At 55.8% G+C, this 22,349-nt stretch carries 20 protein-coding genes; 12 read left to right on the top strand and 8 right to left on the bottom strand.

Features of this window, described 5'->3' with window-relative positions; translation table 11 throughout:
* Window positions 1-107 precede the first annotated feature (107 nt).
* Window positions 108-884 carry an IclR family transcriptional regulator gene (locus M2418_RS24605; protein ID WP_259149666.1) on the bottom strand — a complete coding sequence of 259 codons (777 nt, stop codon included), beginning with the start codon at window positions 882-884 and terminating at the stop codon, window positions 108-110.
* Between the two features lie 215 nt (window positions 885-1,099).
* On the opposite strand from M2418_RS24605, the gene M2418_RS24600 reads away from it, so the two are divergent.
* The 5 genes from M2418_RS24600 to M2418_RS24580 all read left to right on the top strand — a co-directional run bounded on the left by M2418_RS24600 (window position 1,100) and on the right by M2418_RS24580 (window position 5,605).
* Window positions 1,100-1,783: an amino acid ABC transporter permease gene (locus M2418_RS24600; RefSeq protein WP_259149665.1), complete on the top strand. Its 684-nt coding sequence runs from the start codon at window positions 1,100-1,102 to the stop codon at window positions 1,781-1,783.
* A 9-nt stretch (window positions 1,784-1,792) separates the two neighbouring features.
* On the top strand, window positions 1,793-2,437 hold the full coding sequence (locus M2418_RS24595; RefSeq protein ID WP_192490066.1) for an amino acid ABC transporter permease: 645 nt from the start codon (window positions 1,793-1,795) through the stop codon (window positions 2,435-2,437).
* Entirely contained in the window at window positions 2,421-3,155 is a 735-nt protein-coding gene (locus M2418_RS24590) for an amino acid ABC transporter ATP-binding protein (RefSeq protein WP_275643003.1), read from the top strand. The genes M2418_RS24595 and M2418_RS24590 overlap by 17 nt, the downstream gene beginning before the upstream one ends.
* Window positions 3,156-3,200: 45 nt before the next feature.
* A complete protein-coding gene (locus tag M2418_RS24585; RefSeq protein WP_259149663.1) occupies window positions 3,201-4,010 on the top strand; it encodes a transporter substrate-binding domain-containing protein in 810 nt (269 codons plus the stop codon).
* A gap of 65 nt (window positions 4,011-4,075) precedes the next feature.
* Window positions 4,076-5,605 carry a UxaA family hydrolase gene (locus tag M2418_RS24580; protein ID WP_259149662.1) on the top strand — a complete coding sequence of 510 codons (1,530 nt, stop codon included), beginning with the start codon at window positions 4,076-4,078 and terminating at the stop codon, window positions 5,603-5,605.
* A gap of 334 nt (window positions 5,606-5,939) precedes the next feature.
* On the opposite strand, the gene htpG is transcribed toward M2418_RS24580, so the two are convergent.
* A complete protein-coding gene (gene htpG, locus M2418_RS24575) occupies window positions 5,940-7,832 on the bottom strand; it encodes a molecular chaperone HtpG (RefSeq protein ID WP_259149661.1) in 1,893 nt (630 codons plus the stop codon).
* Window positions 7,833-8,198: 366 nt separating this feature from the next.
* Here htpG and M2418_RS24570 point away from each other — a divergent pair, with 366 nt between their 5' ends.
* On the top strand, window positions 8,199-8,471 hold the full coding sequence (locus M2418_RS24570; RefSeq protein WP_405049485.1) for a DUF982 domain-containing protein: 273 nt from the start codon (window positions 8,199-8,201) through the stop codon (window positions 8,469-8,471).
* A 57-nt stretch (window positions 8,472-8,528) separates the two neighbouring features.
* Here M2418_RS24570 and M2418_RS24565 read toward each other — a convergent pair whose 3' ends face one another.
* On the bottom strand, window positions 8,529-8,822 hold the full coding sequence (locus tag M2418_RS24565) for a hypothetical protein (protein ID WP_259149659.1): 294 nt from the start codon (window positions 8,820-8,822) through the stop codon (window positions 8,529-8,531).
* A gap of 172 nt (window positions 8,823-8,994) precedes the next feature.
* Complete coding sequence (locus tag M2418_RS24560) at window positions 8,995-9,237, bottom strand: DUF6894 family protein (protein WP_405049481.1); 243 nt, start codon at window positions 9,235-9,237, stop codon at window positions 8,995-8,997.
* A gap of 634 nt (window positions 9,238-9,871) precedes the next feature.
* On the opposite strand from M2418_RS24560, the gene treZ reads away from it, so the two are divergent.
* The 3 genes from treZ (at window position 9,872) to M2418_RS24545 (ending at window position 15,461) form a co-directional block, all read left to right on the top strand.
* A complete protein-coding gene (gene treZ, locus M2418_RS24555; protein WP_259149658.1) occupies window positions 9,872-11,647 on the top strand; it encodes a malto-oligosyltrehalose trehalohydrolase in 1,776 nt (591 codons plus the stop codon).
* Entirely contained in the window at window positions 11,644-14,220 is a 2,577-nt protein-coding gene (treY, locus tag M2418_RS24550; RefSeq protein WP_259149657.1) for a malto-oligosyltrehalose synthase, read from the top strand. Before treZ ends, treY begins: the two co-directional genes overlap by 4 nt.
* A gap of 980 nt (window positions 14,221-15,200) precedes the next feature.
* Window positions 15,201-15,461, top strand: a complete 261-nt coding sequence (locus M2418_RS24545) for a DUF982 domain-containing protein (protein ID WP_250984728.1) — start codon at window positions 15,201-15,203, stop codon at window positions 15,459-15,461.
* A gap of 508 nt (window positions 15,462-15,969) precedes the next feature.
* On the opposite strand, the gene M2418_RS24540 is transcribed toward M2418_RS24545, so the two are convergent.
* Window positions 15,970-16,245, bottom strand: a complete 276-nt coding sequence (locus tag M2418_RS24540) for a DUF2934 domain-containing protein (protein WP_259149656.1) — start codon at window positions 16,243-16,245, stop codon at window positions 15,970-15,972.
* A gap of 613 nt (window positions 16,246-16,858) precedes the next feature.
* Here M2418_RS24540 and M2418_RS24535 point away from each other — a divergent pair.
* A complete protein-coding gene (locus M2418_RS24535) occupies window positions 16,859-17,224 on the top strand; it encodes a carboxymuconolactone decarboxylase family protein (RefSeq protein WP_259149655.1) in 366 nt (121 codons plus the stop codon).
* Between the two features lie 66 nt (window positions 17,225-17,290).
* Here the strand turns inward: M2418_RS24535 and M2418_RS24530 are convergent, their stop codons facing one another.
* Complete coding sequence (locus M2418_RS24530; protein ID WP_259149654.1) at window positions 17,291-18,214, bottom strand: SDR family NAD(P)-dependent oxidoreductase; 924 nt, start codon at window positions 18,212-18,214, stop codon at window positions 17,291-17,293.
* Window positions 18,215-18,276: 62 nt separating this feature from the next.
* Between M2418_RS24530 and M2418_RS24525 the strand changes: the two genes are divergently transcribed.
* Window positions 18,277-19,239 carry a LysR family transcriptional regulator gene (locus tag M2418_RS24525; protein WP_259149653.1) on the top strand — a complete coding sequence of 321 codons (963 nt, stop codon included), beginning with the start codon at window positions 18,277-18,279 and terminating at the stop codon, window positions 19,237-19,239.
* A gap of 345 nt (window positions 19,240-19,584) precedes the next feature.
* On the opposite strand, the gene M2418_RS24520 is transcribed toward M2418_RS24525, so the two are convergent.
* On the bottom strand, window positions 19,585-20,541 hold the full coding sequence (locus tag M2418_RS24520; RefSeq protein WP_259149651.1) for a dienelactone hydrolase: 957 nt from the start codon (window positions 20,539-20,541) through the stop codon (window positions 19,585-19,587).
* Between the two features lie 104 nt (window positions 20,542-20,645).
* On the opposite strand from M2418_RS24520, the gene M2418_RS24515 reads away from it, so the two are divergent.
* Window positions 20,646-21,545 carry an AraC family transcriptional regulator gene (locus M2418_RS24515; protein WP_259149650.1) on the top strand — a complete coding sequence of 300 codons (900 nt, stop codon included), beginning with the start codon at window positions 20,646-20,648 and terminating at the stop codon, window positions 21,543-21,545.
* Between the two features lie 101 nt (window positions 21,546-21,646).
* Here the strand turns inward: M2418_RS24515 and M2418_RS24510 are convergent, their stop codons facing one another.
* Entirely contained in the window at window positions 21,647-22,171 is a 525-nt protein-coding gene (locus M2418_RS24510) for a GNAT family N-acetyltransferase (RefSeq protein WP_259149648.1), read from the bottom strand.
* Between the last annotated feature and the right edge of the window lie 178 nt (window positions 22,172-22,349).

Raw genomic sequence — 22,349 nt, 5'->3', positions numbered from 1 at the left:
AAGCCATATGACAATCCCAGTTTTGTTCACTCAAGCATGAACTCCAATGCCATGGTCATGAATGTCAGCATATCCAAGGCCGGAAAATCTCCGCACGGGGAGTTTAATCATATTGCGTATCCCATACCGCGGGATATTGCCGCAGCGCTCTCTTGAACAATCGGCGCAAGCTCGATTAGCCTGGCTCTCGATATATGGGGTGGAGTGCTCGCGACACTCAAACCAGCGATGATCTTTCCTTGCGCGTCGCGAATTGGCGCAGCCACACAACCTATCCCTGTTTCGTTTTCTTCGATCTCCAAAGTGTAACCTGATAGGCAAAAATCACGCATTGAAGCCAGATAGTCGCTCCAGGTCAGGAAACCCGGTGGGGGACGATCATCTCCGAAGACCTCTGCCTGCGCCAGAGAATAGAGCCTTGCCCATTCGCCTTCGCCAAGATCGAGCATCTGGGCCTTTCCGGTACCGGTAACAGCTATCGGTTTGCGAAGCCCTACCCGCGAGCGCATTTCCAGCCCACGTCGGCCAGGTATCTTGTCGACATATATAACGTGGTCCCCATCGCGTACGCTCAGGTGGATCGTATCGCTAGTCTCATCGGATAGTTTTTCCAAAATAGGCCGCGCGACGAAAGTCAGTGGCATTTGCGTCAGTGCGGTGGCTCCCAGTTCAATCAAACGGGTGCCAAGCAGATATCCTCGGCCCTCGACATGACGAATAAAGCCCTCCCTCTGTAGAAATGCGACCAGTCGATGGGTCGTGCTGCGCGTTGTGCCGGTTTCCTTGCCAATCGATGCCAGGTCGCTCTTTCCGGCCGCGACGGCATTCAGCGTAGCAAATGCCCGAGATAAAGATTGAGTGCCCTGACCTGCCTGATCGCTCATTTAATATCCACACTATGAAATAGGTTCTCTTCTATTGGGATATAACACGAAATTGTTCGCTGCAACAACATGATAATCGCATTATATCCCATATTATGGGATTGCATCTTACATATTGAACAAAAATAAAAATGGTGCTAGGAGCTTGCTCACTGCCCGACGTGCACTTGCACGGCAGCCCCATTGGACGCTCAAAAGGGAGGAGCGCCTGCACCATGGACTATCAATTTGACTTCAGCTTTCTCGCTGAATACTGGCCCGAACTTCTTCGCGGCCTCTGGCTGACAATAAAGATGTCGGTGATCACGATCGCGCTCGGTTTCGCAGTCGGCACCCTCTTTGCTATTGGACGGAGCTCTCAAAGAAGTTGGCTTCGCCGCCTCTGTGCGATCTATGTGGAAGTGATCCGCAACACGCCACTTCTCATCCAGATGTTCCTGATCTACTTCGGGCTGGCATCACTCGGCTTGAAGCTCGGCGCTGATTTTTGCGCGATCCTCGCAATCGTCATCAACATAAGTGCCTACACTTGCGAGATCATGCGGGCAGGCATCGAATCGATCCGCAAGGGTCAGCTTGAAGCTGCGAACTGTCTTGGCTTGTCGAGGCTGCAGACTCTGGCAATGATCGTTCTGCCGCCAGCAACCGAGCGCGTTTATCCCGCACTGACCAGTCAGTTCATCCTTATCATGTTGACGACAAGCGTCGTTTCGCAGATTTCCGCAGAAGAACTGACCTCGATCGCAACACGGATAGACTCCATCACCTTCCGCTCCTTCGAGATCTATCTGGTGGTGGCAATTCTCTACATTCTCCTGGCCGCAACCGTGCGCATCTTTTTCTGGCTGCTCGGCCGGTTGGCCTTCCCTCGCTTGCGCCGACTTGGCACCCCGCTCTGAGGCCCCGCCATGCTTACAAGTTTTCAAATTCAAGCGCTGCTGGTCGGCGCAACCTGGACCTTGGGCCTGTCTCTGGTCGCCTTTGCGGCAGGCGGTATTCTGGGGCTGCTGATTGCCGTTTCACGCGTGTCCCAAAACCGCATGCTGCGTTACCTGTCGTTCCTTTACGTGCAAATCGTCCAAGGTACGCCACTGCTGATCCAAATGCTGCTGGCTTATTTCGGCCTGTCGCTCCTGGGAATTGACATCGCGCCTTTCGCGGCGGCTTCGCTGGCAATTGCAGTCTACGCCAGCGCCTATTTCGGGGAGATCTGGCGCGGTGGCATCTTGTCAGTCCCCAAGACCCAGTGGGAAGCTGCCGAATGTCTGGCGCTCAGTTCCCTTCAGCGGTTCTGGCTGGTCATAGTACCCCAGGCGCTTCGTCTCTCAACGCCCCCCACAGTAGGCTTCATGGTGCAGATCGTGAAGAACACGTCGCTTGCTTCGGTCATCGGTGTCGCCGACCTGACCTATACGAGCAAGCTAATCAACAACTCGACGTTCCAGCCCTTTCAGGTCTTCGTGCTCGTCGCCGCCCTTTATTTCCTGATGTGCTTCCCGCTCGCATGGTGGAGCCGCAAGCTGGAGGATCGCCTCAATGTCTCCAATCGTTAAACTCACGAACGTTTCCAAATCCTTTGGAGCCCTGCAGGTGCTCAAAGGCATCTCATTCGAGGTCGCCCAGGGATCGGTGGTCGCACTAATCGGACGAAGCGGTTCGGGGAAAAGCACTGCCCTGCGCTGCATAAACGGCCTCGAAACCATCAATGGCGGCGAGATCGAAATCTGTTCGCACACACTTGGCACCAAGCTCGACAGCAAGTTACTGCATCAACTGCATCTCGACGTTGGCATCGTCTTCCAGAGCTATAACCTTTTCCCGCACCTGACGGTCGGTCAGAACATCATGCTCGCGCCTCGCTGGGTGAAAAAGGCGTCGCGTTCCCACGCGAAAGAAACGGCCAGGGAAGTGCTCGATCGCGTGGGCCTCCTTGAGAAATTCGACAATTACCCTGAGCAGCTCTCCGGTGGCCAGCAGCAGCGCGTGGCGATCGCCCGCTCGCTGGCCATGCGTCCAAAGGTCATGCTGTTCGATGAAGTCACATCAGCGCTTGACCCGGAACTGACCGGCGAAGTCCTGCGCGTCATGGAAAACCTTGCCCGTGAAGGCATGACCATGGTGCTGGTCACTCACGAAATGGCTTTCGCCCGCGGCGTCGCCAACAACGTGATTTTCATGCACGAGGGCAAAATTCACGAAAGCGGACCAGGCTCAATGCTGTCTGCACCCCAAACGCGTGAGCTCGCCCAATTCGTCGGCAACGGCCTGTGAAGGGGCACCGCAACACTTTCCAAAAACTCAACGGAGGAAATGAGTATGAAACTGACAGCATGTCTTACCGCCTTTCTAGCGACGATTGCCTTGGGAACCGGCGCATACGCCGTCAAGGCCGACGACCTTGCCAAGATCCAAGAGAACAAGTCGATCACCATTGGGATTGACCTGGGCCAAGCCCCGTTTGGCATGGTCGATGGACAGATGAAGCAGGTAGGCTCGGACGTTGCGGCCGCCGAACTCCTCGCCAAGGATCTCGGCGTTGAACTTAAGGTCGTTTCCGTTTCACCCGCAAACCGCATCCCCTACCTGATGACGAACAAGGTCAATGCGGTCATCGCCAGCTTTTCGATCACAGACGAGCGCAAAAAGACGGTCGACTTCTCCGCTCCTTACGCCGTCATTCAGGCTGCTGTGTCCACGACGGGTGGTCTGAAAGTCACCTCATTGAAGGATATTGAAGGCAAGGAAGTCGCCGTAACCCGTGGCTCGACCAACGACCAGATCATCACCAAGGCAGTCACCGACGAAGGTCTGAAGGACGTGACCATTGTCCGCTATGACGATAATGCCACGGCAACTAACGCCGTCGTTTCCGGCCAGCAGTCGGTTTACGTGGTCGCACCGTCCCTGCTTGCGCCGGTCAACGCCGCTAACCCGTCGAAGCAGATCGAACCTCAGCTCACACTTAAAACCTTCCCGCTCGGCATCGGCCTCCGCAAGAACCAGGATGCCTTCAAAGCCTATCTCGACAAGTGGGTGGCTGACAATCTGGCGAACGGCAAGCTGCGTGAGATCTACAAGACCTACCACAATGTCGACCTGCCAGAAGACATGACCAATATCAACTGACTATGAAGCCTGCCGGTCTCCTGGCGGAGGCCGGCCCCCATTTCGCAAAGGCACTGGAAATCGAGATGTCTGCACCAACAATCATCCGCCTCCGCCCTGAAGACGACGTCGTCATCGCCGCCAAGGCGGTCTGCGCCGACACAGTGTTGCCGGAACACGGAATCACTGTCCTTACCGATGTGCCCGCAGGTCACAAGATCGCGGTGCGCGATATTAAAGCGGGCTCTCCGGTCCGGAAATACAATCAGATCATCGGCGCTGCCAGTGCGGATATACCCGCTGGCGCCCATATTCATGTCCATAATCTTGAAATGATGGAGGTCGAACACGACTTTGCGATCGGCCAGGATTTCCATCCCGTGAAATACGAAACAAAACCTGTGACCTTCATGGGCATCAAGCGCCCGGACGGACGCGTAGCCACGCGCAACTATATTGGCATTTTGACCAGCGTGAACTGTTCGGCGCGCGTGGCGCGTGTCATCGCCGATCACTTCCGTCGCGATATCAATCCATCGGCGTTGGCCGATTTTCCCAATGTTGATGGCGTCGTGGCTCTCACGCATGGCATCGGTTGCGGCGTCGATGTCGCAAGCGAAGGCATGGCGATGGTGCGCCGGACGATTTCCGGTTACGCTGTCCATCCGAATTTCGGAGCGGTCGTGATCGTCGGTCTTGGCTGCGAGGCGAACCAGATATCCACAATCATGGACGAGCGGGAGCTTTCTGAAAAAGAAACCCTGCAGGCGTTCACCATTCAGGCGCTCGGCGGGACCGCCAAAACCATTCAGCATGGTATCGAGAAGATTCGCTCGATCCTTCCCACTGTCAACGAGGTTCAGCGGGAACCGCTGCCAGTTTCGCATCTTACTGTCGGTCTGCAGTGTGGCGGCTCTGACGGGTATTCAGGCATTACAGCAAATCCGGCACTAGGTGCAGCCGTCGATATATTAGTCCGGAACGGCGGCACCGCCATCCTTTCCGAAACGCCGGAAGTCTATGGCGCAGAACACCTTCTGACGCGTCGCGCCTCCAGTCAGATCGTGGGCGAAAAACTTGTCCGCCGTCTGGAGTGGTGGAAGGAATATTGCGCCCGCAACGGCGCTGAAATGAACAACAATCCTTCCGCCGGCAACAAGGCGGGCGGCCTCACGACCATTCTGGAGAAATCACTGGGTGCCGTGGCCAAGGGCGGCACCACGCCGCTGAACGGTGTCTATGAATATGCCCAACCGATCACGACCAAAGGTCTCGTGTTCATGGATTCGCCCGGCTTTGATCCGATCTCTGCTACCGGACAGGTCGCTTCGGGGGCCAACCTGATCTGCTTTACCACTGGTCGCGGCTCTGCATTCGGTTGCATGCCCTCGCCGTCCCTAAAGCTTTCGACCAATACCGCCACGTGGAAACGCCAGGAAGAGGATATGGACGTCAACTGCGGCTCGATCATTGACGGCGACGCCACGATTGACGAGCTGGGTAAGACGATCTTTCAGATGATCATCGACTGCGCATCAGGAAAGCCGTCGAAAAGTGAAGCTTTCGGTTACGGCCAGGACGAATTTGTTCCATGGCAGATAGGCGTGGTTACCTGACATTTCACAACCTCTTTTGCCGCTTGTCGACTAACGGGCATGTAGCCATCAGCTTTGCGGGAGGACGGATCTGTAACGACAAATGCCTTCGAACAGGTCTGATTTTCCCTAAAAAAACGAAGAAAATCATCTGATTGATTGTCCCACGCGGAATTATGTCCTTACATAGTGCGGGAGGTCTTCGACATTCCGCCACGTTCCGTGCGCCATTTGGGCAGATGCGCTCGTGGAAGATTTTACAACGCTCGGCAGTTCCGTTGTCTCCTCTGCGCCCACACAGGGCGGGTTGCGCCAGGTAAGACCCCGGCCATGACGGCCGGGGTTTGGATAAAGCTTATTGGTTTAGTCCTGTCGCCAAAGAAAACAGTCTGGCCTGACGCTGTGCAAAGGCGCGCGGGTCGGAGGGTTTGTCCCCGTCGAGAATGCGGGCCTGATCGAGCAGCAGCCACGCGGCGTCCTCGAGAAATATCCTGTCTTCGACGCTGGCAATACGCTGAACCACTTCGTTTTGCGCATTGATTTCAAGGATCGGTTTTGACGCGGTTTGAAGTCGCCCTGCCCCTTGAAGGATTTTTTCAAGCTGTCTATCCGGGCCATGCTCAGATGCCACGAGACACACGGCACTTTCGGTCAAACGGCCAGATACCCGCACGTCGGCGAGCTCGTCAACAAGAACGCTGCGGGCGAGATCGATAAAGGCAGCGACATTCGCAGGCGCTTCGTGTTTTGGAGCGCCAGTGCCATCCACGCCAGAAACTTCGTCTAGATCGGCCAGACCCTGGGTGACAGACTTGAGAGGTTTGCCCTCAAACTCGGATATGTTGCCTGGCCAGAAACTGTCAACCGGATCCGACAGCAACAGCACTTCAATTCCTTTGGCACGAAAGCCCTCCAGATGTGGCGAAGACCTCAGTTGTTCGATACTGGACCCGTTGATGTAGTAGATCGATGACTGCCCTTCCTTCATGTCCGCTACGTAGTCACCGATGGTGCGTGTGGCGTCGTCGACGGCTGTTGTTTGGAATCGCGCCAGCTTGAGCAGTTGCTCACGACGTTCCCAGTCTTCGTAAATCCCTTCCTTTAAAATCGGTCCGAAGAGGTCCCAGAATTTGGCGAAAGTGTCGCTCTCGTTTTCAGCCAGTTTCTCCAAGGCGACAATGACCCGGTTGGTAACCCCTTTGCGGATTGCCGATAGGACCGGACTTTCCTGGATTGTCTCGCGCGAAATATTGAGAGGCAGGTCAGACGTATCCACAATACCACGCACGAACCTGAGGTATCTTGGCAGCACTTCGGCATCGTCCGTGATAAAGACGCGCTTCACGTAGAGTTTCATTCGCCCCTTACGCTCCGGGTCGAACAGGTCAAACGGCTGGGCTCCCGGGACGAACGCCAGAGTGGTATATTCGTGGCGGCCCTCGGCGTGGAAATGGACTGTTGTCAAAGGTGCATCATAGTCCCCGGAGATACCACGATAGAAATCGTCGTAATCCTGTTTGGCAATTTCGCCCCTGGAACGGGTCCAGAGCGCCACACCATCAGAGACCTGCGTCGGTTCAGCGCCATCCTTTTCAATCAGGCGGACGGGAATGGGTACATGGCCGGACTGGTCACGAATGATTTTCTCTACGGGCCACTTTCCGGTATACTTCTTCGCGTCCTCCAGTAGGTGCAGGATGACTCGAGTGCCTCTTTCAGGCGCCTGATCAAGATCAACGGCAACCATGTCGTAACTGCCCTTGCCGTCGGACGACCACTTCCAGGCGGCGGCCTCGCCGGCGCGACGGGAAATGACGTCGACCCTCTCGGCAACCATGAAGGAGGAATAGAAACCCACCCCAAACTGACCGATCAGTTGCGCCTTGTCCCCGGTTTTGGCGGCTTCGAGCCTTTCCATGAAGGCTTTGGTCCCCGAGCGGGCAATCGTACCGAGGGCATCGATCATTTCGTCGTGGCTCATGCCAATGCCGTTGTCCTCGACAACGACCGTGGAAGCTTTTTCATCGAGTTTAACGAGGATTTCCGGCTGCGTGCCCTCAGGATTGAGCTGCGGCTGCAATATTGATTCATAGCGAAGCTTTTCGCAGGCATCTGCGGCATTCGAAATCAGTTCGCGCAGGAAGACATCCCTGTCCGAGTAGACAGAATGGACCATCATATGCAGAAGGCGACTGACATCGGCTTCAAATGAATGTTTTTCGGGCAGAGCGTCCTGTCCTGTGGTCATTGGTAATCTCCATGTTGCAGAAAACGGCGATCAGATGGTTTTTCATGTTGTGAATTTCAAGCCATGAAATCTGTCTTTACCGAAGATATGAATTCACCTGAAACTTTGGCCGAAGCACACGACACCCTGCTGATGGAAGCCTCCTGTTGTCGTGCAAGACGACCTTGTTCCACCAGATCGCAACACTACCGTCTATAGCGTGTCAGTTTCCAGTTGGACCATCTCACAACGATAACCCGCACAAGTGCTGTCCAGCGATGGATCTGGGGTGTGAGGCGTCACTATGTAAGCCAGCGTACATTTGCGCCGGAAGAACAAACGACGAGGAACTTTCCTGGCGAGGCGGTGTTGGTAGCGGCAGCAGCAATGGAGGATAATATGCCTGCCCTTTCCTGGAATACCCCGGTCCAAGTCAACATGCCCCATAGCGGAAGGCAGACCGTACACGGCCCGTTCGCGGCTTTAATTTTACTTTTGGACGAATGGCCCTCTATCAGTGGACCAGCCTACGCCATGGCGCGCAGCAGATGTCGCGCCGCGCTTGATGGAAGAGCGACACCGGAAGAAGCTCGCGAGCTCTTTTTGACAGCTGCCGAAGAAGCCAGCGTTCTGCCAGGCTCTCATCGTTACGTCGCCTGAGTAAGAATATGTCAGCGCCACAAGACGTGTTAGAACCGGCCGAGCGCGTCGCTGTGTTTACTTGCCAGTAACGTGTATTGCACCGGCATTACCGAAGCTCTGCTGCACTGCCGGTATCTGGCTCGCCGCGATGTCGGCCGAAACCTCTATCTCCCCCTCATGCGGCGCGTCGAGCCGATCGACGTCGCCGCGTGAAGAAGTTGTTCCATTTGTATTTTGATCGGATGCCGACTGGATAAATATATCTGGGCGCGAAATTCCCACCTGCTGTACCAGATGCTCGACCGCCAGATCGGCCGCCTCACGTGTCCTGAACAGTGCACGGATGGTAATAGTGCTTTCGTCTGTCACAATATTTCTCCTGTCTGAATAAAAAATCAGTTTGACTAACGCTCGGGACCATCATGTGGAGAACCGCGAGCGACTGCCTGCAGCGATGAGATTCGTTTGACCGGTTCAAAGCCAATTAATTGAAACAGCGGTAACCGTCGTCCGTCATCCATGTCGCAGCTGGCGCCTTCCCTCAGTCCAGACGCAGGGCTGAGCGCACGGGTATTGTCGCAATTACCACACCATCTATGCGTATCACCTCGAACCTCGCGCCATCGACGACCTCACCTTTCAGGATTTTCTCGGCGAGCATTTCTCTGGCGGCCTGCATGGCCTCAGCTCGGGCCCGGTCATCACTGGCAAGTTCCACACCTTCCTCATCGAGGGATAGCCCGTCGCGATCTCTGACATGGAAGAAATACCTGGGCATTATCATGCTCGCTAATCATTCAGATTACTAAACCTGCTTGGCGCTAGTTGGTTCCGTGACGTCGCCTTATGGCGATCCCGTTGCGCGGTCTGGGCGCAATCACATAGCCGACGATCGGCTGACTATGAACGAGGAGGCCAACAGTCCCCAGTGAGTGTCGCGGCCATGCGGGTACAAAACTCGGCGTTGCTCAAATTAAGCGGGCAACGCCGTTCGCACGTTTAATGTTAAATCCACAACGGAAACACCGACCGACAGGAGGCAGATTCGCAGATCGATTATCCGGTACTGATAAATCGTCCCAGTTCCCATCCGTTTGCAACGCTGACGGCAAGATGAGACCGCTCGCAGGTAAAAGCGTCAGAGTTAGGCTTGGTCGCACCGACAGGCCTGCCATCCAGGCCTTAGCCAGAAATGGGGTTCACGACTATCAAGGGATAGAGAGAACTGCCCACACGTTCCGGACAGCGGGCAAAAAGTTGATACGGGCTTTCACCTCCCTGAAGCGGTAACCCGTTCACGCCGAAGTTCCGGCCCGGGCCGCTATCGTACGGTGACGTACTTTTTTATTGTGTTTGAAACCGTTCGAGCAGATGCGGGTTAAGCGAGTGGTAAATTCATTCCCTCTCAGTAAGGCAACATGTCCCCCTGCTTCGGTCCCATCATTGGCAAAGACAGTACTACATTTCAGCTATGGGCTCCATTTCATGACAGAATAGGTTTAAAGCTCGACAATCGCCACTTGTACGATATGCGCCGCGCTGATGACGGCTGGTTTACAGCTGTCGTCGAAGGTGCGGGGCCCGGCACCCTCTACCAGTTTATTTTGCCCGACGGGATCGCTGTACCCGACCCCGCTTCACGCCACCAGCCGAACGACGTTCATGGACCAAGCGAAGTCGTTGATCTTAGCGCCTATGCATGGAAGCGACAGAAGTGGACCGGTCGTCGGTGGGAAGAGATGGTTCTCTATGAGCTTCACGTTGGGACCTATACAAAAGAAGGAACGTTCAATGGGGTGATCGAACGGCTTGATCACCTCAAGCATATTGGCGTGACCGCTCTCCAGATCATGCCCATCGCTGATTTTCCTGGCGGTTACAACTGGGGATACGACGGCGTTTTACCCTATGCCCCCGACAGCAGTTACGGACGGCCGCAGGATCTCATGGCGCTGGTTGATGCCGCCCATGAGCGCGGCATCTGTGTTTTCCTCGATGTCGTTTACAATCACTTCGGGTCTGACGGCAATTACATTCCACTTTATGCACCGTTGTTCTCGCAGCGTCACAAAACGACGTGGGGAAACGGCCTCAATTACGACGGCGCCGACAGTGGCATGGTCAGGAAGTTCATCGTTGAAAACGCGTTGTACTGGATCAAAGAGTACAATGTCGACGGCCTGAGACTGGACGCGGTGCACGCGATAATCGACGACTCTCAAGAGCACCTTCTGGTGGAAATCGCAAGACGTGTTCGAGAAGCAGTGACCGACCGGCATGTGCATCTCATCGTTGAAAACGAAAACAACGACAGCGCGTTGCTGGAGCGCGACCACGACGGCCATGTTCTCCACTACACCGCTCAGTGGAACGACGACCTCCACCATGTCCTTCACGTCGCGGCCACTCATGAAACCTTCGGATATTACGGGGACTACCCTGCTGGTCAAAATGGTCTTGGAAGAGCGCTCGCGGAAGGGTTTGTGTTCCAGGGAGAGATCATGCCCTATCGGGGCGAGGCGCGCGGCAAGCCAACTGCCGACCTTCCGCCGAGCGCATTTGTCTCGTTCATCCAAAACCATGATCAGATCGGAAACCGCGCCTTTGGCGATCGGATGATCACCTATACCGATCCGCAGGCCCTCAAAGCCATCACGGCGATATACCTTCTTCTACCACAGATACCGATGTTATTCATGGGGGAAGAATGGGGAGCGTCCACCCCGTTTCCGTTCTTTTGCGATCTCGACGAAGACCTGAACGATATCGTACGCGAGGGCCGACGCAAGGAGCTTTCACCTCTTCCCGGCTTCGAGGGCGAGGACATCCCAGATCCGACAGCGTTGTCGACGTTTCTCTCGGGAAAACTGGATTGGGCAGCTCTTCGAGGTGAGCCTGCTGTCCAGTGGCTCGCATTTTATCAGTCCTTGTTGATGACCCGGCGACAGTGGATCGTTCCTCTTCTCGATCAGGGCATCGAGGGAGTTGGAACAACGCACCAGGAGGGCACAACAGTGGTCGTTGAATGGAAGCTGGCGCGTGAAGCGAAGCTCCGTTTGATGGCAAACCTTTCACCAGCTCCCGGCGCGTTCGTCCCAAGGAGCGATAAGGCAGAGACGATTTTCTCCCTTGGTGGCGTTGCAAATGAGAAGCTGCCGCCATGGGGTATTCTATGGAGGACAGAGCATCCATGACAGCAATGGTTCCAACAGCAACCTATCGCCTGCAGTTTCGCAATGGCATGACGTTCGCGCGAGCAAGCGCCCTTGTTCCGTATTTAAAGCAGCTGGGTATCAGCCATCTATACGCTTCTCCCGTCTTCACGGCTGTACCGGGCTCCACCCACGGCTACGACATCATCGATCCGAACGAAATTGATCCGACTCTGGGGGGACGCAAGGGTTTTGACGGTATGGTCGACGTGCTCAAAAAGCACGATATCGGGCTGATCCTGGATATCGTTCCCAATCACATGGCTGCGTCCATGGAAAACGAGTGGTGGCGTGACGTGGTCAAATTTGGTCGGGAGAGCAAATATGCGCGATTTTTCGATGTTGACTGGTCCCGGCCGATCACGCTTCCGTTTCTGTCCGATACGTTTGAAAAAGTCCTCGAAAGTGGTGACCTTACTGTCAAACTGCATCCTGAGACGGCACAGCCCTCGATAGAATATCTCGGTACGTTTTACCCTCTCAATCCTTCGTCCTATGCAGGCGACGACATCTGTATCTCTCCCGACAAGAACCGGCTGCGTCAACTGCATGAGCAACAGCCGTATCGATTGACGTCATGGCGCGATGCGTCGAGCATCCTGTCATATCGGCGATTTTTTGAGGTAACCGGCTTGATCGGAATGCGGGTTGAGGACGAAGCTGTCTTTGAGACAACCCATCGGTTGATCCTGGAGCTCGTGGAAAATGGCGCCGTAGATGGCTTGCGCGTAGACCATGTCGACGGGCTATCGGATCCGTCGGGCTATCTTGGACGACTTCGGGAAAAAACTGGGCCGGACTGCTACATCATTATTGAGAAAATTCTGGCAACGGGTGAGCAGATCCCGCAGACGTGGCCCGTGGCCGGCACGACCGGCTACGAGTTCATCGAAGCCATTTCCAATGTCTTTGTGCCTTCTGATAAAGCTGACTTGATGTACTCATCCTGTGATGAGGTTGCAGGACATGTATCGGATGCGACCAATGAGCTCGAACTGGCTCGATTACAAATGATTGACGTCAACTTCGAGGGCGAGACAGGCACTCTTTGCGATCTCGCGCAAAACATCAGTATCCGTCAGTCTCGCGGGTTTTCGTCGGAAACGATTAAGGATGCGATAAGGGCCGTTCTTCTCCACTTTCCGGTGTACCGGACATACGGCACCGATCAGGGCTTTGCCTCTCAGGACCTCGAAATACTCGACCTCGTACTGGCCCGTGCCAGATCCATGCCAAACGGGCCGACATCGGATGCTTTGACATTCATCGAGCAGATCCTTTTGACAAAGCTTGGCACGCCCCCGGACCCGGACGCGTCTGAATTCCGCAGACGCTTCCAGCAGTTGACCGGCCCCCTGATGGCCAAGGCGGTTGAAGACACATTGTTTTACCGGCGCAACGCCATTCTTGCCCTCAATGAGGTGGGCGGCGAGCCTCTAGCCAGACCCTTTTCGCTACACCGCTTTCATGCCGACATGCAAAGGCGCCTTGTGCGACAGCCGGATGGCCTTTCTGGTACATCAACCCATGACACGAAACGCGGCGAGGATGCCCGAGTCAGACTATATTCCCTTCTTGAGGCACCCGAGACCTGGAAAAGCGCCGTTCAAAGATGGCAGGTGATCAATCAGGAGCATGTCCGGTTCCTGCCAGACGGGCCTGCCCCTGAACCGGCCGTAGAATGGATGTTGTATCAGGCACTCGCCGGTGTATGGCCAGCGGATTTGCAGCCAGAGGACAAAGTTGGGCTTCAGGGACTTCACGAGCGGTTTTCCGGTTATGTGGAAAAAGCCCTGAGAGAAGCAAAGCTACGGACCAACTGGGGCCAGGTGAACAAGCCCTACGAGGACGCTGTCTTGTCCTATTCGAAAAACCTGCTGTCCGTCGACAACCAGTCGTTTTTGAGGGATTTCGTGGCAACAGTTACACCCTTTGTCCGGGCGGGTCTCGTCAATTCATTGACGCAGGTCGCGATCAAGCTGACCGCGCCTGGAATTCCCGACATCTATCAGGGATGCGAAAGTCTCGACTTCAGCCTGGTTGATCCGGATAACCGACGTCAGCCCGACTTTGAGGCGCTCCAGCACGCGCTATTGTCCGGTCAGCGCATTGATTTCAGTGACGACCAGAACTGGAAAAGCGGCCTGGTCAAGCAGTTTGTGACCCGCATCTTACTCGCACTAAGAAAGCGTGCGCCCGGACTTTTCAGAGCCGGGCAATATATCCCGCTGCAGATAACCGGTGACAATCGGGACGACTATGTCGCCTTTGCTCGCGCGGACAACACCAACGTGATCATTATCATAGCGCCCCGGCTGGTGCTTGAAAAAGTCGGCCGCGGACCGTTCGCAAACTCATTCTGTAAAAAAACCACCTGCACCGTCAGATTGCCGGAAGAACTGTCAAACAGGCATTATCGAAATATATGGAGCCGCAACCCGGTCGAAGTCGATGAACGTCTCGACATCACGTGTATCGATGGCATGCCTTTGATTGCTCTTTGGGCGGGAAGCGAATTGCCTCAGCAGGCCAATAAGAGTGGCGAACGGGGGTGAAGCCTGCTTGTGTCGTTTCTCCATTCGGACTGACGGCCATCACCGCCAGACACCGCCCGCGCCAGATGCCGCCTTATGGGCCATCTATGGAGTCCAGGGCGGTCTGATCAGCAATTTGCCCGCATCCAGCAGCTCTGTTGAACCGCTTTGCGGAATGCAGGAGGCAGCGAACGATCAGGCGGGCTTTTTCAAAAACTAAAGCGGAACAGGCCTGATCTTGAAAGAGCCTGCGAGCTCAATTCGCAGCACCAGCCAGGTTGATGTCGAATTAGCAGGATCAACCGTTGCCGGTCAGCTTTCACTGAAGGTTTCCCGCATATGCCACGGTCGTGCCCTCTCGCCATGGCGCAGCCAGTAACCCAGCTTAACGCGGGAGGATTCACCGTCTTCCAGAAACAAAGCCCAGCGGCCTCATCCTCTTCACGCTTTGGTATCGGTCAGGACAGCACTTTGCTAGAGCTTTCCGGTGGACAGGTCTCGCCCTGAAATGTCGGCCGGAACTCTGACCTCCTGCACTTCATCCTTTAAGGGCAACGATACGTTGTCGGGCACAGACACGACCGGTTGGTCGCTCGGCCGGGTACGTGCGGACCTGCCAGTTTTCGGAACTGCGCGGTCTTTAGCTGTCTTTTCTGGCGTGTCCTGGTCGGATCCTTCCGCTATGGACTTTTCTGCCAGGAGCTCGCTTGGATATACACCTTTGATCAAGCCGCCCTGCATGACAGCCCATCCGTTTTCGTGCGGTCTGATACTACAGCCGACATTGCTCATGACCACGCTCCTCCCTTTTAAGCATCCCTAACCTTGAATACTGGAAACGGTTCCATCGAACGGCCCATTTGCAAGGGTCCGTTTAGGATGACGGAGGGGATGAACCGTTAAACAGTGCCTCTGGACACTACAAAAAGTGATGCAGTTGATTGTCTCTGCGGAACACTCTGAGCTTGTCGCAGTTAGGACTTTTTTGGAGGAATGACGTGATGATGGTTATCGACACCACTTTTAAACCGGTCTGGCCGGTTCCAGTTCGTATTAAAACAGCAACGGGTTCCAGCGCGCAAGTGAGAGGACCGGAAGATGCGCTGCAGTGTTTGGCCCACAGTTGGCCTGCCAAACAGGGAACCGAGTTTGAGTCAGCGTGGCTGAGTTGCATGAGGATGTTGAAAAGACAGGCACGTTGCGATGACGCACGCGAAGCATTTGTCACCGCCGCGCTCAAAGCAAACGTACTTGTGCTGTGATAGCACCGGACGTAGCTAACGCCGAACCGCGGCTGGGCAATGGTTGTAATTTATTTTGAGATTTCGCCTGGCCTGCTGACTGTCAAGGGCAGTGGAGCACTCCAACATCGAACTAACCACGTCGACCCGCGACCTGCGCCACAGCTTGTAAGACATGGGAACATGTATGTCGTGAGGAAAGGCACTGAGAGATCGCCTTTCCATTATCGGTCGCTCACATTGGATACACGACGCAACTGCCATTGTGTAAGGCGAAACGAAAATCGCCGGACAGACAAGACGCGCAAGCCGTGCAAACAAGTGTCACCGATCTCCATGGCCAATTATCGTAGCACAAATGGCTCTCGGTCATCGTCGTCTCAATGGACTGCATTCCGGTCGTTGAAATCCGCATCCTGGCCATCAGCCGACGAAACGCTTGGACTTTTCATGCGCACAATGAAACAGATTTTGAAAATGGGGCACGCCCGGTGGCTTAACAACCGGGCACCCGTCTGTTAACACGGCTTTAAATTTCAGCCCGCACGACCGGCTGGACTGCCTCCTTGCTGACCAGCGAGGCTTTTAGCTTGCGGCCACCCGTTGACCGTTTGGATTCATTTTTCGACTCCGCGCGCATCAGTTTCACGTCAGCACCATCAACCGATGCTCGGGTTCTGGCGCGGCGCTCGTATTCCGCCGCGGCCTGTTGCCAGTGCTGGACATCCTTGCCGTGTGCTTGCCCATCTAGTTCCCAAAGAGCATAGGCTCGGGCGCTAATCCAGTCATTTTTGGCGTCAGTCATTGTGTTCAACCTATTCGGATAAAGAGAAAACCGGTGATGCGATTTGGACTGCTGTTTTAGAACAGCGTACCTAACCACCCGCCCGGGAAAATGTTCCCGGTCCCGACGCATTATTTTTGATATCCGTTAGCGATTGCGTGATTTGTAAACTGAGACGTATAAACCCGCATACTGAAGATCCTTTTCCGTTCTCGGGGTCTTGCTGTTGCCCTTGGATCTTTCAGGGTTGGTAAAATCCCGTATACTGGGGCAAGCAACTGAATATCCTATCAAAACTGGCCGTTATGACATGATATGCGATTGCTGAAACCACGTCTGGCCATGGCCGACTTGCGGAAAACGCGACAAACGTCCCCTAGTGCTGCCTATGGGAGAGCCTGTTTTCGTGAGCACAGACAGAGCTCGTTAAAACCAGCCATTAGATCAGTCAGCCACACTTAAAATTCATTTTAGTCGAGCAGCTATCGTCGTCGGCATACATTTTAGATGTTTGTAATATTTTAGTGAAAAATACGCGAAACAGATGCGACCATTCCGTTACAGGTTGCTGATGTACCTGTTTCGGCATAACCCCTTTTTACCAGATCATAGGCTGGTTCCTCATCACTATCGAATGAACTCAGATGATCGCGGGATCCACCTCGTTTTCCTGCGCGTGTCGCAGATCAACGGCTGCGCCCACTGCATCGACATGCACAGTCGTGATCTCCGCAAGACGATGTCCGTCGACAAGATCACCCTTGTGCCGGTCTGGGACGAGGTGCCTCATCTGTTCAACGACCAGGAACGCGCCGCTCTCGCCTGGGCGGAGGAAGGGACGAACGTCAGCCAGACCCACGCATCCGACGAGGCTTATGCGGCCGCTGCAGCCGTCTTCGAACCAAAGGATCTGGTCGATCTGACGATTACGATCGCCGCGATGAACGCCTTTAACCGCCTGGGCTCACCGTTCCGGCTTCCGGTGGCAGCCAAAGCCTGATCAGCGCCACTTCGTCGCGCGGGCGACACCCTGCCGGTCCGTAGAGGTCCGACAGGGTGTTGCAAGTTACAGCGGCAGTCCCAGCATCCGTGCCGCCATCTTCCAGAGGCTCAAGGCGTTATCAGGATCAACTGCATATCTTGCCACCCCCTTGAATGGTCCCGTCCCTCGCTCGTCGACGACCGGGGCCTCCTGGCAGTCGTCGAAGTACCTGCCCGAAATCCCCTCCACCAGAGGCGAGCCCGCGAGCAGGACCGTCGTCGACGCTCCCTGCTCTATCGACTTGCGAAGATGCTCGGGCGTTTGGAGGCCTCCGGTGTGCTTTTGAAGACCGGTCGCGATCGCTCCGGGATTGAGTGCATTCGAGGTGATGCCATCGCTGGCCCAGTGGTTGGTGATGCCAACTGACATTAGGATGCAAGCCGTCTTCGACTGCCCGTAGGCAAGCAGCGGATCATAGGGAATAAAGCGAAAATCCGGGTCGTCCCAGAACACCGGTGCAAAGAGGTTTCCGCTCGAGGCAACGCAGACGACGCGAGCGATGTTTGCCTTTGCGAGTTGCGGGCGAAGGCCAAGGGTTAGCGCGAAGTGTCCAAGATAGTTGGTGGCGAACTGCATCTCCCGGCCTTCCGCAGTCCGCTGAAGTTGCGGAATGGCCATAACGCCCGCGTTGTTGACGAGGACATGCAGCGGCTCGTCAAAGCTATCCACAAATTCCTGCACTGAAGAAAGATCGGCAAGGTCGAGGGGGCGAACCTGCAGTCGCGCCTTGGGCATCGCCGACTTCAACCTGGCGACAGCTCTTTTGGCTTCGTCTGGACGGCGGGCTGCAATCGTAACGCTCGCTCCCGCGGCAGCCAGCGCACGGCTTGTCGCCAGGCCGATGCCAGCTGCTCCTCCGGTCACAACGATGTTTTTGTCGGTGAGATCGACACCCTCCAAGACGTCAGTGGCAGTCGATGAAAATCCGAACTGTATAGGTGAAGTCATGATCATGCTCCTTCAGACATTAGACTTGTTCAGAAGATAAGCACGTGGCATTGATGAACTAGATGACCAACACCACACGCAATGATGAGATAATTCGTACAGTCGGTTCACTTCCGCCCGGCGAGCTGGCAGCCTTTCTCGCAGTCGCCGAACACGGAGGATTTCGTGCAGCGTCGAGGTCACTCAACCAGACGGCATCTGCATTGAGCCATGCGGTCGCCGGTCTCGAAAAGCGTCTCAAGGTCAAGCTCTTCCATCGCTCGACAAGAAATGTCTCTTTGACTGAACCGGGTCGGCGGCTTTCCGAGCGGCTCATGCCTGCGCTCGCAGAGATCGGTCTGGCGGTGGAGGAACTGCACGAACAGGCGTCTTCACCTTCAGGACTCGTCCGGATCAACTGCGACGCCAACGCAGCCGAACAGGTCTTGGTGCCGCTGCTCACCCGCTTCATGGCGCAGGTTCCGACTATGCGTTTCGAGATCAGATCCGAGGGGAAACTGGTCGACATCGCCGAGGGAGGATTCGACTGTGGCGTGCGAGCGGCTGAACTCGTCCCCGATGAGATGGTCGCGATCCCGATCGGTCCGGACCAGCAGCACATCGTCGTGGCTTCGCCTGCCTATCTTCAAAGCGCGCCAAACGTCGACAGCCCCTCAGATCTCGGTTTGCATCAGTGCATCCAGCTTCGCATGGCAGGCGGATCGATCTATCGCTGGGAGTTTCAACGTCGCGGCGAGACTGTCGTCGTGGCAACGACCGGCAACCTCGTGGTCGACCAGTCCCGGCTTCTTCTGGCGGCGGCTCTGGACGGCTGCGGGCTTGCCTACGTGACAAGGTGGATGGCGGCTGACGCGCTTGCCGACGGGAGCCTGCGGCAGGTATTGTATGACTGGACGCCGCCCTATCCGGGCCTGTGCCTTTATTACCCGCGGCATCGCCACCTTGGCACGGGCATGCGATCCTTCCTCGACTTCATGAAAGCCGAAGGATCGCGCTTTCATGAAGCACTACAGACGAATTCCTAGAGGGCCGGACCTTCAAACCTTGGAGAAGTCCCCGAGCTTGGTCTTGCAGGTATCGATGACAGACGCACGGGCATGTCGTGCCCGAGGCACAGGTTTTGGACGATTGCGGAATCCGCACATCCTGGAGAACCACCAGAGAACTCGTCCCACCGTCCGGTCGCAATCGGCCAGACCTGACCCGTGGGCCCTAGATCACAACGTTGCTGGGCGACGAGGTAAATAACGCCGCCCTTCTGCTGGATGCGGCCTTGCTAGCCATCATCGACGCCCCACAACAACGCCTGCTGCGTAAAGCTCCAATGTCTAACACGGTCATGTGACGTCACGGAGCGACGAGATCTTACCTCATTTCCTTGCGGATTGCAGCGAGATGACATGTCCGAGCGAAGATGCAGAGCGTTCGAGTGCAGCACGGCTCTTTGCCCAGGCATCCGCGTCAACGTCGAGCGCTGTCAAAAGCCAGGCAAGTGTCAGGCGTTTTGCCGCCTCCAGCACATCGGGCGCTTCCGTCTCGGTCTCTTTCGCGTCCAGACCCGCAATGCCGCCAAGTCCGTGACCGACACCATGCAGCGTCAGCATGTCGCGGTTTACACCCGTGGCATCGTGGAAAGCGTCGGCATGCCATTCAGGGCCGCGCGTCGTAAAATGCGGATTGTCTTCGTCACCGCAAACCACGAGGCTTCGTGTTGAAATCGTTGAGAAATCGACATCGAAAAACGGAAATCTGGCCGCGCTTTCCTCTGTCATGTCGCTTCCTCCGCGTCCAGGCGTCGTAAGCAGCATGCCTGCACCGATTCGCGGATCGGAAAAATCCTCGCCATTCAATTGCGCTCCGATCAACAGGCCAACGGTGTGTCCTCCGAAGGAATGACCCACCGCAGCGATACGATCCTTGTCCAGTCGGCCAGCGGTACCGCCTGCCTGTTGTTCCACCTCGTCCAGACGATCAAGAATTGCTCGCAGCTCTTCAACGCGTTCCCGCCAGAAGAAAGGCGCGCCGACAGCGTCGGAAGGCAGTCCGCCAACACGCGAGCTGGCATGGGTCGGCTGGATCACCGCAAATCCCCGCTCCGCCCAGAACTGGACAAGCGGCGCATAACCGTCTTTGGAGGGGATATAGTTGGATGGTCCGAAGCCGTGGGAAAAAATCACCACGGGAAGCCTCTCGCCCTTGGCTGGCGCTGTCAGACGCAACTCCAGCGGCTGTCGTCCCTTCATCGGCAAACGGATCGGTGTATAGGCAACCGTCAGCGCCGCATCCGTTGTGGGTATATGTCGCGCCAGCTCAATCAGATTGTTCATGTCGAAATCCTGTCTCTTAATGATGTGCTAGCGCGAAGATGGACTTACCCGCCCGGACATTCTATATCTGTTTGTCCAGTTTCATTTAGCGTAAGTCCGAATTTATGACCGACCCTGTTGCAGATGTCGTTTCGCTCTTAAAGCCCAGGCCCTCCATCGCCAAGCAGGTGACCGGCTCGCGGCAATGGCTCGTCGAGCGAACTGAGCTCGGTAGTCCGTTTTATTGTGCGCTGCTGGAAGGTGAATGCCTTTTGACTATCGCTCGTCGAAAGCCAATACGGCTTGAAGCTGGCGACTTCGTCCTTGTCCCTGAGGCTTTCTCCTTTACCATGAACAGCCTGCAGCCACCGCCGCGCGGGTCACTCCCCCAACGTCTTGAGACAAGTCCTGGAGTATTCAGGCTTGGTGATCCCGATGCACCAGCCGAAATCAGGGCCATGGTCGGTCACTGCACCTTCGGATCAAACGACAAGACGCTCCTTGCATCGCTGTTGCCCGATCTCGTTCATGTCCGCGGCGAGGAAAGGCTGATGCAACTTGTGCGGATGATCAATGATGAAACTGGTGACAGACGGACTGCACGCGAGATCGTTCTTTCACATCTGCTCGAGGTCCTCTTCATAGAGGCATTGAGATCGGTCGGAGGCAGCCATGCCACGCCGGGGCTTCTGCGCGCAATGGCCGATCCGCAACTGGCGCCGATACTTCGGCGCATACACGAGGATCCGGCCCACAGCATCAGCGCTGAAAGTCTTGCCCGGGAAGCCGCTATGTCGCGCTCCACCTTCTACGCCCGTTTTCAAAGTGAGGTCGGCGTGACACCGATGGAATATGTAACAGGGTGGCGCATGGCGCTGGCAAAACAGCTATTGCGGGAGAATATCGCACCGGCTGAAGTCTCAGAGCGCGTGGGATACGGTTCAGCCAGTGCCTTTAGCGTGGCCTTCAGCCGCCATGTCGGCATGTCACCCGGCGCCTATTCACGCACCGATGCTGCCGCGTGAGACCAAGGCGCATCACGCGTTTGGTCGACGAACTTCAAAAGCAATCTTTCAATCGGCAGAGGCAGGCCACCAAGACAAATTATCCGGTTGAAAACGTCCACCTATTTACGCTGGGCCGCCCATACCAGGATATGGCGATCAACACCTGCCAGTTTTCGAACGAAATCGCGCTGCTCAAGGCGTCTGAGCTTCAACCGCCCCATGACCGCCTGAGATCGGAGGTTTTCGCTTGAGGTATAGGCAAGGATTTCATCAAGCCGGAGACGTGAAAACCCGTCAGCAAGTGCCGCTTGTGCGGCCTCGGTCGCAATTCCGCGTCCCCACGCTTTGCGGACAAGGCGCCACCCAATCTCAACGTGCACACCTAAAGGATGCTCGCTTCCGACGGACATGAGGCCCGCGCAGCCAAGAAAACTGGCCGTACTCCCACACTCGATGGCCCATCGCGTGAACCCGTGCAATTCGAATGCCTGTGTGTAACGCTCCAGTCGGCGGTCGCTCTCGGCCCGCGAAACTGGCCCGCCCTGATCGTTCATGACCTCCGGATCAGAATTCATGCTGGCAAAATCCAACGCATCGGCATCGGCCCAGGGGCGCAAAATCAGCCGCGGTGTCGTAATGCGCATTCTCGTTGGCTCCCTTCCGTAGACGTCGTTTGCAAAGTCTGTCAAACCGGTACCTGCACCAGCAACCTTCTCAGCGGCGCCAATTATCGGTCGTGCCCACATGCGCGTGCAAGTGCGGTATCAATGATACCATCGCCACAGTAAGCTCAGATCGACAAGCCCCCCCCAACAAATCGGG

The organism is Rhizobium sp. BIGb0125, from assembly GCF_024810055.1.
GTDB lineage: Bacteria > Pseudomonadota > Alphaproteobacteria > Rhizobiales > Rhizobiaceae > Agrobacterium.
The sequence above is the reverse complement of the archived record's forward strand: the minus strand, read 5'-3'. Positions and strand labels throughout refer to the sequence as shown.